A 13329-nucleotide genomic window follows, 5' to 3' on the forward strand; every position below is an offset into this window, starting at 1 on the left:
CGGCTCGTGAGCCACACCGTCTCCATCGGGGAGGTCGCGGTGCCGCCGGGCGGCGCGCTCCCGCGCCCCGAGGACGTCGCCGCGCTCGACGCGGATCCCCTGCGCTGCTTCGACGCCGAGACCAGCGCGCGAATGGTCGCTGAGGTCGACGAGACCAAGCGGTCCGGCGATACGGTCGGCGGCATCGTCGAGGTGCTCGCCTACGGGCTTCCGCCCGGGCTCGGATCCTACGTGCACTGGGACCGCCGCCTCGACTCGCGTCTCGCCGGAGCGCTCATGGGCATCCAGGCGATCAAAGCGGTGGAGGTCGGCGACGGCTTCGAGACCACGCGCCGCCGCGGCTCCGCCGCGCACGACGAGCTGCACGTCGCCGATGGCAGGATCGTCCGCGAGACCGGCCGGGCCGGCGGTCTCGAGGGCGGTATGACGACCGGGCAGGTTCTGCGCGTGCGCGCCGGGATGAAGCCGATCGCGACGGTGCCCAATGCGCTGCCGACGATCGACGTCGCGAGCGGCGAAGAGGCGAAGGCTCATCACCAGCGCAGCGACGTCTCCGCAGTGCCGGCCGCCGGCGTGGTGGCCGAGGCGATGGTCGCGCTCGTGCTCGCCGACGCGGCGGTCGAGAAGTTCGGCGGCGACAGCGTCGCCGAGACGCGCCGCAATCTCGAGAGCTACCTCGCCGAGATCCCCGACACCCTCGCGACCGTCGTCGAGTCGTGAACGGGTCCGAGGGCGGTGCGCCGGGCGGGGGTGCGGGCCAGGACTCCGACCGGGGCCCCGTGCCGGCGCCGCCGAAGCACCCGCTCTCGACCCAGCCGATCCGCCTGACGGACAGCGGTGGACCGGGATCCGGCGAATCCAAGTCGAAGGCGCGGTCCAAGCGACGGCGTTCGCGCCGTCGTGCGGGGCGCCTCCCGGATCGCGCGGTGGTCCTCGTCGGTCCGATGGCCGCGGGGAAGACGAGCCTCGGCCGCAAAGTGGCGAAGGACCTCGGCATCCCCTTCGTCGACACCGATGCGGTGTTCGTCCGCGAGCACGGCGCCATCACCGACTTCTTCGCCGAGAAGGGCGAACCGGAGTTCCGGCGCATCGAGGCGGAGATCATCGCCGCGGAGCTCGCCCGCCCGGGGTCTCGGATCGTCGCGCTCGGCGGCGGCGCGGTGCTCGCGGAGGCGACGCGGGAGCTGCTGCGCGGGCACCCGGTCGTGCTCCTCATGACCACGCAGGCCGCCGTGCTGCGCACCGCGAACCTGAGCCGACGTCCGCTCCTGCGGGATGATCCCGACGCCTGGGGGCGCATCCTCGAGGTACGGCGCCCCCTCTACGACGAGGTGGCCGATGTGACCTTCCGCACGGATCGGGGGAGCAAGGAGCAGCTCGCCCGCCGTGTGGCCGGCTGGATGCGCGGCCAGGGCCGGCGGCAGCGCACGGCCGGGGATGAACCCAACACGAGCACCGCGGCGAGCCGCGGGATGGACACGGACACGGAGTAGAGCATGGGCACGGAATCTCACGGGGCGTCTCGCGAGGGGCGCGGCGAAGCGCCGACGCGGATCCGGGTCACCGGTGCGGGGGAATACGAGATCTCGGTGGGTCGCGGCCTGCTGGGCGAGGTCGCCGCCGAGCTCGGGGACCGGGTGAACAAGGTGCTGATCGTGCACACGCCGACGGTGGGGCGCCTCGCGGACGAGTTGCGGACCGAGCTGCAGCGGCACTACGCGCAGGTGCTGCTGGCAGAGGTTCCCGACGCCGAGGCCGCGAAGCGGGTCGAGGTGGCCGCGTTCTGCTGGCAGATCCTCGGCCAGGCCGACTTCACGCGCAGCGATGCGATCGTCGGCCTCGGCGGCGGGGCGGTGACCGATCTCGCCGGTTTCGTCGCGGCCACCTGGCTGCGTGGGGTGAAGCTGGTGCAGATGCCGACCACTGTGCTCGGCATGGTCGACGCGGCCGTCGGCGGCAAGACCGGCATCAACACGGCCGAGGGCAAGAACCTCGTCGGGTCCTTCTACGCGCCGCACGCGGTGATCTGCGACACCGACCTGCTGCGCACGCTGCCGAAGAACGAGATCCTTGCCGGGTTCGCCGAGGTCGCGAAGTACGGTTTCATCGCCGAACCCGAGATCCTCGACACCATCGAGCGCGACGTGGACCGGGCCACCGATCCGACGACGCCCGAGTTCCTGCGGCTCGTCGAGCTCTCGATCGGCGTGAAGGCGCGGGTCGTCAGCGAGGACTTCCGCGAGGGCGGGCTGCGCGAGATCTTGAACTACGGGCACACGCTCGGCCACGCGATCGAGCATGCCGAGCGCTACCAGTGGCGTCATGGCGTGGCGATCTCGATCGGCATGATGTATGCGGCGGAGCTCGGGCGCATGGCGGGCGCGCTCTCGGACGCGGCCGTGGAACGGCATCGTCGTGTGCTCTCGCTGCTCGGCCTGCCGCTGAGCTACCCGGCCGAGCGGTGGCCGGGCCTGCTCGCCACGATGCAGCGGGACAAGAAGGCGCGCGCGGGGATGCTGCGTTTCATCGTGCTCGACGAGATCGCGAAGCCGCGGGTGCTGGCGGGTGTGGACGAATCGGTGCTGCAGTTCGCGTATCAGGAGATCGCGGCGTAGATCGACGGTTCGCGGGAGGCCGATTCCGGTAGCTCGGCGGGCGCCTCGCCGAGCAGCTCTCCGAGAGGCACAGCGCGCAGCCTCGGTGTCACGAGCCTCAGCATCGCAATGGACCGGGTGAGCGCGATCGCGGTGCGCGCGCTCGAGCGATGCGCTGCTGCATGATGCACCGCCGAGTGATGCACTGCCGCGTGATGTGCAGCCGAGCCCGCTGCGCGGCCCATCGCGGCCTCGAGCCGGCGCAGCTCGGGGATCAGGTCTTCGTCGGGGCAGTCGCCGGCGGCGAGCTGGAACAGGAACTCGTCGATGGTCCAATCCGGATCGATTGGACCGGAAAACGATCGATTGTGGGCGTGAAGGGGGTTCATTGGTCCATAGTTTCGAGGTATGGGACAGGGAGAAAGTGCCAATAGTCGTCTGGTGGACCATGGATCGGCCTTCGTCTCGGCGGATCGCCTGGTGGCCCGGCTGGGGCGCTGGACCCAGAGCGAAGGCACGTTGGCCGATCGTCTCGCCCGGGCGATCTCGGCCCTCATCGAGGGCGGTGAGCTTCGCCCGGGAGACCGCTTGCCTGCCGAGCGCGCACTCGCCTCGGCGGTGTCTGTCTCGCGCGGCACGGTCGTCTCCGCCTACGGTGCGCTGACGGAGCGGGGTGCCGTCGAGCGGCGGCAGGGGAGCGGCACGAGCGTGACGGGAGCTGGGCTTCGTCCGGCGACGCATCGGGCACCGCGACAGGGAAGCACCGAGGCGCTCTTCTCGGCGCTGCCCTCCTCGATCGACCTCCTCCGAGGCGTGCCGCAGATGTCCGAACTCGCGGTCGGGCTGGTGAAGGAGCATGAGCCGGCCCTCCACGCGTCGCTGCTCTCCGAAACCGATCCGGCGGGGTTGCCCATCCTCCGAGCCCGCATCGCCCAGCAGCTCACCGACGAGGGTACGCCGACCACGCCGGAGCAGATCCTCGTCACGAACGGTGCGCAGGCCGCTCTGTACCTCCTGGTGGACGAGCTGGTGTCGCCGGGCGATGTCGTGCTGGTCGAGGAGGTCACCTGGCCGGGACTCTCCGATGTGGTGCGAAGACGGGGCGGCATCGTGGTCGGCCTCCCCGTGGGTCCTGACGGGCTCGATCTCACCGCACTCGAGCTGGCGATGGCGAGGATGCGCCCCGTGCTGGTGGCGGTCAACCCGCACCATCAGAACCCGACGGGCACGCGGATGCCGGCCGACGCCAGATCTCGCCTCGCCGGGCTCTCCGCCGAGTACGGCGTCCCCGTGCTCGAGGACCGCGTGCTGGCGCCGATCGCCTTCGACGGAGTCGTTCCGCCGACCCTGGCCTCGCTCAGGGCGGACGCTCCCGTCATCGTCGTGGAATCCGTCTCGAAATGGGCGTGGGCAGGTCTGCGGGTCGGATGGCTGCGCGCCGATCCCGTGCTCGTGCGACGGTTGCGGGGAACACGGCAGGTCGCCGACCTGTTCACGAGCGTGCCGACCCAGCTGCTCGCGCTGGACTTCCTCGACCGGGCGGAGCCGCTGCGCCGGGAGATCAGCGAGCGGCATGCCCGAATGCTGGACCTCCTTCGGGGACTGCTCGCCGAGCACCTGCCCGATTGGAGCTACGTGCCGCCGCGAGGCGGGCTCTCGCTGTGGGCCCGGCTGCCTGAGGGCTCCGCCGACGAGTTCGTCCGTCTCGCCGCGATCCGAGGGGTCTCCGTGGCCGGGAGCGCGGCGTTCTCGGTCTCTGCGGCGAGCGATGCCCGTATTCGGATCCCGTTCACCGCTCCCGAGCCGATCCTCAGGGAGGGGATCCGTCGACTCGGCGAAGCGTGGCGGGATCGCGCAATCTGAGGATTGCGCGTATGATGGAGACATGAGCACCGCGACCCTGCCCGGCACCGCTTACGGCGATGGATTCCGCATGCTGCTGCAGGCGGCCGGCAACGGCGCGCTGCTGGCCGACCTCATCGGCGTGCGACCCTCCCAGGTCACCCGGTGGAAGCAGGGCGTCCAGACCCCCTCCGCGGAGTCCGCCCGCACCATCATGGACTTCGCCTACATCGTGGCGCGCGCCGAAGCGACCATGCACGAGAAGGTCGTGCCGATCTGGCTCGACTCGCCAAACCAGTTCCTGCGCGGATCCACGCCCCGCGAATGCATCAAGCTCGGCCGCATCGCCGAGGTGATCGGCGCGATCGACGCGGAGGACGAGGGCGCCTACGCCTGAGCGCGGGCGCGCCCCGGCGATGAGGACCCGCATGCGTCTCTTCCGCTGCTATCCGCGATCACCCGGCGCCCGCCGGGGCCGACCGGGTCACTGGACGTACCTGCCGCGACCCCAGCTGCATGGCCGCTGGGACAACTCCGACCTCTACGACTCGTGGTACTTCTCCCGGAGCGCGGCAGGGGCCGTCGCGGAGAGCTTCTACAGCAAGCGCCGATGGATCCCCGAGGTCTTCCTGACCGCCACGGGTCAGGCGCGCGCCATCGCGGAGTTCGAATTCTCGGGTGCCGAGCTGCTCGACCTCGACGACGCGGAGACGCTGCTGGAACTGGGCGTCGCGCCGAGCCGCGTGGTGGTGCAGGATCCCGGCGTCACCCAGGAGCTGGCCCGGCGCATCTTCGCCTCGCACGGCGAGGATCGCGCCGGCCTCTCGTGGTGGTCGAGCCAGCTGCCCAGCGAGGTCTCGGTACTGCTCTGGGGGCGGGACGGGCAGCCGCCCGCCGGGCTCCGGCTCGTGGGCATCCAATCGCTGACCGCCGAGCACCCCGCCGTGATCGAGGCCGCGGATCGGCTCTACCGGGTGCTGGGGTGAGCCGGCCTGCTCAGCCGCTGAGCGCGGCTGCGATCCGCTCCGGAGACAGTGCCGTATCGATCGCCAGCTGCGCGGCTCCGAGGATCGCCGCGTTGGCGGCGGCGCGAGACGGGGCGATCGTGAGGTGCTCGGTGGAGAGCGGGATCGACCGGGCGTAGACGACCTCGCGCACGCCGGCGACGAGGTGCTCGGCCGCCTGCGCCATGGTGCCGCCGATCACGATGGTCGACGGGTTCATCAGGCTCACGCAGGAGGTGAGCACTTCGCCGATGTCGCGTCCGGCCTGCCGTATGGCTTGGATCGCTTCGACATCGCCGCTCTTCGCGAGTGCGACGACCTCGCTCGGACGCTTGAGCTGTCGTTCCGGCGTGCTGAGTGCGCGGGCGAGGGCGCGACCGGAGGCCACCGCCTCGATGCAGCCGCGGTTGCCGCAGGGGCACGGCGTGTCAGCGGCGCGAGCGAGGGCGACGTGCCCGATGTCGCCGGCGGCGCCGTTCGCCCCGCGGCGGAGGGTGCCGCCCGAGATGACGCCGGCGCCGATTCCCGTGGCGACCTTGACGAAGATGAGGTCGGTGACGTCCGGCCAGGAGGTGCTGAGCTCGCCCAGCGCCATGATGTTGACATCGTTGTCGACGAGCACGGGCGCATCGATCTGAGTGCGGATGGCGGAGGGGATGTCGAAGCGATCCCACCCGGGCATGATGGGCGGGTTGATGGGGCGACCCGTCGAGAACTCCACGGGGCCGGGAACGCCGATCCCGATCCCTGCGATCTGCTCCGGGAGGTAGTCGAGATCGGGGAGCAGCGACTTCGCCGACTGCAGGATCCAGTCGATCGCAGCCTCCGGGCCCTCGGCGATGTCGTGCGGGGAGGACGCCTCGGCGAGCAGCACGCCGTCGAGATCGGTGACGGCGACGCGGGTGTGCAGCGCTCCGAGATCTGCCGCGAGCACCACCCTGGCCCGGGGATTGAAGGCGATCTGCGATGAGGGGCGACCGCCGGTCGACGCCGCGTCTTCGACGGGGGCGATGAGGCCGAGCTCGAGCAACTGGTCGATGCGCTGCGTGATCGTGGGGCGGGAGAGCCCGGTCATCTGCGCGAGCTTGGCCCGCGTGCGGGGTCGTCCGTCTCGTAGGAGCTGGAGGAGCCCGCCCGCCGTCGAGATGGCTGAGCCGTTCAGCGGAGGAGGCAGAATCACACTTTCAGTAAATCACAGATGAAAGTTGGTAACAGTTTGATTGCTTATGAAAGTTAACTAACAAAAGCGTGCCGTCGAGGAACACAATAGGAGCATGTCCCCGCAGACGATGACGTCTTCCCGGCTTCCGCGAATCGGTATGCTCGGCGCTGGTTTCATGGCGCGCACGCACACGCGCGCCGCGCGCGCGGCCGGAGCGGAGCTCGATGCGATCGCCTCGTCCTCTCCGGTGCGCGCAGCGGAGGCCGCCGCAGCCCTCGGCTACGCCCGGGCACTGACCGCGGACGAGCTTCTCGCCGAGGGGCTGCCGTTCGTGCATGTCTGCACGCCCAATCGCAACCACATGGAATACGCGCGCTCGGCGCTGCGCGCGGGTTCGCACGTCATCTGCGAGAAGCCGCTCGCGACGAGCGCGGCGGAGGCGCTCGGACTCGCGTCCGAGGTCGAGGCCTCCGGTCTCTTCGGCGCGGTGCCTTTCGTCTACCGCTATCACCCGATGGTGCGCGAGGCCCGTGCTCGCATCTCCTCCGGAGAGGCCGGAGCCGTGCTGACGATCGCCGGCCAGTATCTGCAGGATTGGCTGCTCGACGCAGCCGACGACAACTGGCGCGTCGGCGCCGGATCGGGCGGGCCCTCCCGGGCGTTCGCCGACATCGGATCCCACCTCGTCGACCTCGTCGAGTTCGTCAGCGGCGATCGCATCACTCGGCTCGTCGCGACGACGCGCACGGTGCACTCGGAGCGCGGCGGTCAGCCCGTCGACACCGAGGACGCGGTCGCGCTGACCCTCGAACTCGCGGGCGGCGGCATCGGTGCACTGCTCGTCTCGCAGGTCGCCCCGGGGCGGAAGAACGGGCTGGTGCTCGAGATCGCCGGGTCGCGGGAGAGCCTGCGCTTCGAACAGGAGGATCCCGAGCGCCTGTGGGTGGGCAGACGCGGCCACTCCATGCTGCTCCGCCGCGATCCTGCAAGTCTCTCCGCCGACGCCGCGCGGATGTGCTCGCTGCCGGCGGGGCATCCGCAGGGCTATCAGGACGCGTTCAACGCCTTCGTCGCCGACGTGTACGCCGCGGCTGCGGGGGAGCACCGAGACGGCGTGCCGACCTTCGCCGACGGCGCGCGGGCGGTGCTGATCACCGACGCCGTGCTCGAGTCGGCCCGAGACGGCCGCTGGGTGGAGGTGGGGGAGGCGTGAACGACGTCCATTCGGCTGCCGAGGCACCCATGGAGACGGTGCCGGGCTCCGGGATCCCCGTGCTCTCCGCTCTCGACGTGCACAAGCAGTTCTTCGGCGTCGAGGTGCTGCACGGCGTATCGCTCGAGCTCGTGCCGGGCACCGTGCACGGCCTCGTCGGCGAGAACGGCGCGGGCAAGTCGACGCTCATGAAGATCATCGCGGGCGTGTACCGTCGCGATGACGGCGACGTTCGCCTCGACGGCGAGTCGGTGGATTTCGGCCACCCCGTCGAGGCCGCGCGGGCCGGCGTGGCGACGGTGTTCCAGGAGTTCAACCTGCTGGCCGACCGCACGGTCGCCCAGAACGTGTTCCTGGGCCGGGAACCCCGGCGCTTCGGCCTCGTCGACATCGCGGCGATGCGGCGCTCGACCGCTGAGCTGCTCGCCGATCTCGGCGTCTCGGGGATATCCCCCGACGCGACGGTGGGCGGGCTCACCGTCGCCGAGCAGCAGATCGTCGAGATCGTGAAGGCGCTCTCCGTCGACGCCCGGGTCATCTCGATGGACGAGCCCACGGCGGCGCTCGCGGATCACGAGGTGTCGATCCTCTACCGCGTGGTTCGGCGGCTGCAGGATCGCGGCGTCGCGATCCTCTACGTCTCGCACCGGTTGAAGGAGATCTTCGAACTGTGCGACACCATCACCGTGCTGAAGGATGGAGCTCTCGTCTCCACCGGGCCTGCGGCCGAGCTCGACCAGGCGACGCTCGTGCGGCGCATGGTCGGCCGCCCCATCAGCGCCTACTTCCCGCGCCCCGAGCCCGGCACCGAGATCGGCGACGCGGTCGTCGAGGTGCGCGGCGGGGGCAACGCGCAGCTCGACAGCATCGATCTGCAGGTGCGCGCGGGGGAGGTCGTGGGCGTATCCGGCCTCCAGGGGTCGGGCCGCACCGAGCTCGTCGAGGCGATGTTCGGCGCCGCGCCCTTCACTCGCGGCGAACTGCGTCTCGACGGGGTCGCGCGGCCGATCCGGCAGCCGCGGCAGGCCGTGCGGCGCGGCATAGCGCTGGTCACCGAGGATCGGAAGCGCACAGGCCTCGCGCTGAACCAGTCGATCCTCGACAACGCGCTGCTCGCGATCCGCAGCGTCTTCCCCGGCCGCACCCGATCGAAGCGCGCCGAGATTCCCGGAGTCTTCACCGCGCTCGAACTCGTGAGCCGGGGTCCGAGCCAGGAGGTGCAGGCGCTCTCCGGAGGCAACCAGCAGAAGGTGGTGCTCGCGAAGTGGCTCGCGACCGCGCCCAGGGTGGTGCTGCTCGACGAGCCGACCCGCGGGATCGACGTGGGGGCGAAGGTGGCGGTGTACCGGCTCATCCGCGAGTTGGCGAGGCGAGGGGTGGCGATCCTCTTCGTCTCGAGCGAACTGCCCGAGGTGATCGGCATGGCGGATCGGATCATCGTCATGCGCGACGGGCGCATCGCCGGCGAGCTGCCTGCGGACTCGTCCGAGGAGACGGTGCTGGCGCTCGCGACGGGTGCAGCCGAGACGGAGGGGGGAGCACGATGACCGCACTGGCCGCACGACTGCGCGGGCTCGACACGACCGTGATCGTCTACCTCGCCCTGATCGTGGTGCTCGCGCTGAGCGCCGTGCTCGTCGCGACGGCCGGGCGAAACCTGTTCAGCCCGGGCAGCATCCGCGACATTCTCACGGGAATGAGCGTGCTCGGCTTCGTCGCCATCGGCCAGACCCTCGTGATCCTGGGCGGATCCCTCGACCTCTCGGTGCCCTACGTGGTGAGCCTGACCAGCCTGATCGCGGCGCAGACGATGAACGGTCGGCCGGGCATGATCGTTCCGGCTGTGCTGCTCGCGCTCGGCGTCGCCGCACTGATCGGCCTCGCGAACGGCGCCATCGTGACATTCCTCAAGGTGCACGGCTTCGTGACCACGCTGGGCGTCGGCCTGATCCTCAAAGGGTATCTCGACACCAATTACCGGGGCACCGCCGGTGCGGTGCCCCGGGAGTTCCAGCTCTTCGGCGCCACGGGGATCGGCCCCGTGCCGGTCTCGACGATCGTGATGCTCGCGCTGGCCGCTGCGGTGGCGTTCCTCCTCGCCCGCGGCGGCTTCGGGCACCATCTGTTCGCGGTCGGCGGCAACGCCGAGGTCGCGCGTCTTTCGGGCGTGCGCACGCGGCGTCCGCTCATCTGGGCCCACGTGCTCTGCTCGATGTTCGCGGGTGTCGCGGGCCTGCTGCTCGCGAGCCGTCTCGGCGTCGGCAGTCCGACCGTGGGCGTGCAGGGCGGCTACGACCTCCTCTCTATCGCCGCGGTCGTGCTCGGCGGCACGCTGCTGGCAGGCGGTCGGGGATCGATCTGGGGCACGATCGGCGGCGTCGCGATCTTCGCGGTGCTCGACAACCTCATGAGCGTGCTGCAGGTCAATCCGTTCCTCAAGGACGTGGTGCGCGGTGCCGTCATCGTGATCGCGGTCGCCGTCTATTCGCGGCGGCGCCTCGTCGCCCGCCGCGAGCGCTTCACCCGCACGGGTGTCGGCACCGTGCCCGTAGACGCCGTGCCCTCAGGCGCCGTGCCCTCAGGCGCCGTGCCCGCAGACGCCGTGCCCGTCGAGACCGCGAGCGAAGGGGGTGCGCGATGAGTGCGACCCGGAGCAGTACGGGCGGATTCGCCCGCTTCATCCGCACGCTGGTGAGCCCGCGCGGCGCCGTCTACCTGCTGCTCGTCGTGCTGCTGGTCGTCGTCACGGTGCTCAATCCGTCCTTCGCGGAGCCCGGCCAGCTCGTCCGCTACATTCAGCGCGTCGCCCCGATCGCCGTCGTCGCGATCGGCCAGTACTTCGTCATCGTGAGCGGTGAGTTCGACCTTTCCCAGGGGTCGCTCGTGACCACCCAGGTGGTGCTCGCGGGCACCCTCATCGGGCAGGACGACGAGAAGGCGCTGCCGGTGCTGCTCCTGCTGATCCTGCTCGGCGCCTTCGTCGGCGTCGTGAACGGCCTCGTGACGACCCTGCTCAAGGTGCCGTCGTTCATCGTCACGCTCGGCATGATGCTGGCACTCTACGGCGGCGTGATGTGGTGGACGGGCGGCGCCGCGACGGGCAACCCGGCTGACTCGTTCCGCCAGATCGGTCGCGGCGGCATCACGGGGCTCCCGGTGATCGGCATGCTGCCGTGGGCGGTCGTGACGCTGGCCGTCGCGGTGGCGATCGCGGCGTGGCTCTCGCGTCGCCCGTTCGGGCGTACGCTCATCGCGATCGGCGACAATCCAGCCGCAGGCGCCTTCGCGGGTGCGTCCGTGTGGCGCACGAAGACGGCGGCATTCGTCATCTCCTCGCTGTGCGCGACGGTGGCAGGTGTGCTGCTCGTCGGATACGCAGGTGTGCACCCCTCGGTCGGTCGCGGCTACGAGTTCACCGCGATCACCGCAGTGGTGCTCGGCGGCGTGGTGCTCGGCGGCGGCCGCGGAACGGTCTGGGGCGCCCTCGCCGGGGCGTTCGCCCTCGAGACGCTCTTCACTCTGCTGAACTTCACAGCGGTCCCCTCCACGATGCGCGACGCGATCCAGGGCGCGATCATCATCGCGGCCGTGGCATACTCCGGCGTCGTGTTCGGTGCCATCCGGCGCCGGGGGCTCGCGACGGGGACCGACGGACCACCCGGGGCCACCGGGCTAGAACCGGCGGGGGTCGTCCCGCCACTCGATCCCGTCGGCGCCGTTGCCGCGCGGGGCGAACACACGAAGGAGAACCGATCATGAAACGATCATTGAGGATCATGACGAGCCTCGTCGGCGCGGCGTCGTTGATCCTGCTCGCGGGATGCACGACCGACCCGTCGGTGGAGGCCCCACCGGGGCCGGACACCTCCGAGGAGACCCCCGAGAGCTCGGGTGAGTGGTTCGACCAGGCGCTCTTCGACAAGCAGTACGCCGAGCGCTCGGTCACGCCGGAGGGTCCGGACGATCAGCCCTATCTGCAGACCATCAACGCCGAGATGCGCGACACCTCGGAGTACGCCTCGGAGGGGGCGAAGAAGCTCTGCTTCGCCAACGCCTCGATCTCGAACCCGTGGCGGCAGACCGGCTGGATCACCATGAACGAGCAGCTGAAGGTGCTGCAGGACGACGGCACGTTCTCCTCGATGGAGACCCGCGATGCGAAGGACAGCGATGACACCCAGATCGCGGACATCGACTACTTCATCGCCGAGGGCGAATGCGACGGCTTCGTCATCTCGCCGAACTCGACCGCGGCGATGACCCCGGCCGTCGAGCGGGCATGCGACACCGGGAAACCGGTGGTGGTCTTCGACCGCGGCGTGCAGACCGACTGCGCGGTGACCTTCATCCACCCGATAGGCGGCTTCGCCTGGGGCATCGACACGGCCGAGTTCCTGATCGACCACCTGAATGAGGGCGACAAGGTCGTGGCGCTGCGCATCCTGCCGGGCGTCGACGTGCTCGAGCAGCGCTGGGCCGCGGCCGAGAAGCTGTTCGGCGAGGCCGGTATCGAGGCCGTCGACTACTTCACGGGCGCCGACCCGGCCGAGATCAAGAAGATCATCTCGGATGAGCTGGCCAAGGGCGACGTGCAGGGCGTCTGGATGGACGCCGGCGACGGTGCAGTGGCCGCGATCGAAGCCTTCGAGGATGCCGGCAAGGACTACCCGGTGATGACCGGCGAGGACGAGCTGAGCTTCCTGCGCAAGTGGAAGGACACTGGGCTCACCGGGCTCGCACCCGTCTACTCGAACTTCCAGTGGCGCACCCCGCTGCTCGCGATGCAGAAGATCTTCGCGGGCGAGGAGGTGCCGTCGGAGTGGGTGCTCCCGCAGAGCCCCATCACCGTCGATGAACTCGACGAGTACCTCGAGCGCAACGAGGGCATGCCCGACGGCCACTACGCGAAGTTCGGCGGCGAGAACCTTCCGGGCTATCCGCAGGTCTGGCAGGATCGGATCATTCCCTGATCCACGCCGTCGGAGGAGCTGAACGCCTTGCCGGTTGAGCGAGCGAGCGAGCCGAAGCAGACCCCGGAGCCCCGGTGTCGATGCTTCGGTTCGCCTCGCTCGTTCAACGCCGTGCACGGCGCAGCACAGCAGTAGGACGAAGGAGAAGCATGCAGCGACAGCTCGGCGTGAACACCTGGGTCTGGGTGTCGCCGCTCGACGACGAGGCACTGTTCGAGATCGCGCATCGCGCGCGCGGGATCGGCTACGAGCTGCTCGAGCTGCCGGTCGAGTCGCCGGGCGACTGGTCGCCCGAGCTCGCCGCCGAGCGGCTGGGGGAACTGGGCATGGGCGCGCGCGTGGTCGGCGCGATGGGCCCCGGCAGGGATCTGCTGGACGACGCGCTGCGCGAACCCACGCAGGACTATCTGCGGCACTGCGTCGATGTCGCCGTGCGACTCGCCTCGCCGACGGTCGCCGGCCCCTTCACCGCCCGCACGGGGCGAGTCTGGCGCAGCGCGACATCTTCGAGAAGCACGGCTACATGATCGCGCCGGCCTCGGGC

Annotated in this window: 14 protein-coding genes; 12 read left to right on the forward strand and 2 right to left on the reverse strand. The window is 70.3% G+C overall.

Features of this window, described 5'->3' with window-relative positions:
- The 3 genes from aroC to aroB all read left to right on the forward strand — a co-directional run.
- Positions 1–720 (forward strand): chorismate synthase (gene aroC / locus ACFPZL_RS05240; protein ID WP_382334819.1); only part of this gene is annotated, 720 nt, incomplete at its 5' end.
- Complete coding sequence (locus ACFPZL_RS05245; RefSeq protein WP_236021609.1) at positions 717–1493, forward strand: shikimate kinase; 777 nt, start codon at positions 717–719, stop codon at positions 1491–1493. The genes aroC and ACFPZL_RS05245, both read left to right, overlap by 4 nt.
- Positions 1494–1496: 3 nt before the next feature.
- Entirely contained in the window at positions 1497–2615 is a 1119-nt protein-coding gene (aroB, locus tag ACFPZL_RS05250) for a 3-dehydroquinate synthase (protein WP_218113671.1), read from the forward strand.
- Here aroB and ACFPZL_RS05255 read toward each other — a convergent pair.
- On the reverse strand, positions 2597–2983 hold the full coding sequence (locus ACFPZL_RS05255; RefSeq protein ID WP_218113670.1) for a hypothetical protein: 387 nt from the start codon (positions 2981–2983) through the stop codon (positions 2597–2599). The genes aroB and ACFPZL_RS05255 overlap by 19 nt on opposite strands.
- A gap of 52 nt (positions 2984–3035) precedes the next feature.
- Here ACFPZL_RS05255 and ACFPZL_RS05260 point away from each other — a divergent pair, with 52 nt between their 5' ends.
- The 3 genes from ACFPZL_RS05260 to ACFPZL_RS05270 are packed head-to-tail and all read left to right on the forward strand — an operon-like array spanning position 3036 to position 5422.
- Complete coding sequence (locus tag ACFPZL_RS05260; RefSeq protein WP_236021607.1) at positions 3036–4457, forward strand: aminotransferase-like domain-containing protein; 1422 nt, start codon at positions 3036–3038, stop codon at positions 4455–4457.
- Positions 4458–4479: 22 nt separating this feature from the next.
- Positions 4480–4833, forward strand: coding sequence for a helix-turn-helix domain-containing protein (locus ACFPZL_RS05265; protein ID WP_218113668.1), 354 nt, complete (start codon positions 4480–4482; stop codon positions 4831–4833).
- 31 nt (positions 4834–4864) lie between these two features.
- Positions 4865–5422, forward strand: coding sequence for an RES family NAD+ phosphorylase (locus ACFPZL_RS05270; RefSeq protein WP_218113667.1), 558 nt, complete (start codon positions 4865–4867; stop codon positions 5420–5422).
- A 10-nt stretch (positions 5423–5432) separates the two neighbouring features.
- On the opposite strand, the gene ACFPZL_RS05275 is transcribed toward ACFPZL_RS05270, so the two are convergent.
- Complete coding sequence (locus ACFPZL_RS05275; protein WP_236021598.1) at positions 5433–6620, reverse strand: ROK family transcriptional regulator; 1188 nt, start codon at positions 6618–6620, stop codon at positions 5433–5435.
- Positions 6621–6714: 94 nt separating this feature from the next.
- Here ACFPZL_RS05275 and ACFPZL_RS05280 point away from each other — a divergent pair, with 94 nt between their 5' ends.
- The 6 genes from ACFPZL_RS05280 to ACFPZL_RS05305 all read left to right on the forward strand — a co-directional run bounded on the left by ACFPZL_RS05280 (position 6715) and on the right by ACFPZL_RS05305 (position 13312).
- Positions 6715–7815 (forward strand): Gfo/Idh/MocA family protein, encoded by a 1101-nt coding sequence (locus tag ACFPZL_RS05280; RefSeq protein ID WP_236021591.1) that lies wholly within the window; start codon positions 6715–6717, stop codon positions 7813–7815.
- A gap of 29 nt (positions 7816–7844) precedes the next feature.
- Positions 7845–9362 (forward strand): sugar ABC transporter ATP-binding protein, encoded by a 1518-nt coding sequence (locus ACFPZL_RS05285; RefSeq protein ID WP_218113781.1) that lies wholly within the window; start codon positions 7845–7847, stop codon positions 9360–9362.
- On the forward strand, positions 9359–10456 hold the full coding sequence (locus ACFPZL_RS05290) for an ABC transporter permease (RefSeq protein WP_218113666.1): 1098 nt from the start codon (positions 9359–9361) through the stop codon (positions 10454–10456). Before ACFPZL_RS05285 ends, ACFPZL_RS05290 begins: the two co-directional genes overlap by 4 nt.
- A complete protein-coding gene (locus tag ACFPZL_RS05295; RefSeq protein ID WP_218113665.1) occupies positions 10453–11574 on the forward strand; it encodes an ABC transporter permease in 1122 nt (373 codons plus the stop codon). The genes ACFPZL_RS05290 and ACFPZL_RS05295 overlap by 4 nt, the downstream gene beginning before the upstream one ends.
- Positions 11571–12785: a substrate-binding domain-containing protein gene (locus ACFPZL_RS05300; RefSeq protein ID WP_218113664.1), complete on the forward strand. Its 1215-nt coding sequence runs from the start codon at positions 11571–11573 to the stop codon at positions 12783–12785. The genes ACFPZL_RS05295 and ACFPZL_RS05300 overlap by 4 nt, the downstream gene beginning before the upstream one ends.
- Positions 12786–12934: 149 nt before the next feature.
- The gene (locus tag ACFPZL_RS05305) at positions 12935–13312 is read left to right on the forward strand and encodes a hypothetical protein (protein WP_382334822.1); all 378 of its coding nucleotides are present in this window, start codon (positions 12935–12937) and stop codon (positions 13310–13312) included.
- Positions 13313–13329: the final 17 nt, after the last annotated feature.

Origin of the sequence: Leucobacter soli (genome assembly GCF_042659205.1) — a bacterium.
Classification (GTDB): domain Bacteria; phylum Actinomycetota; class Actinomycetes; order Actinomycetales; family Microbacteriaceae; genus Leucobacter; species Leucobacter soli.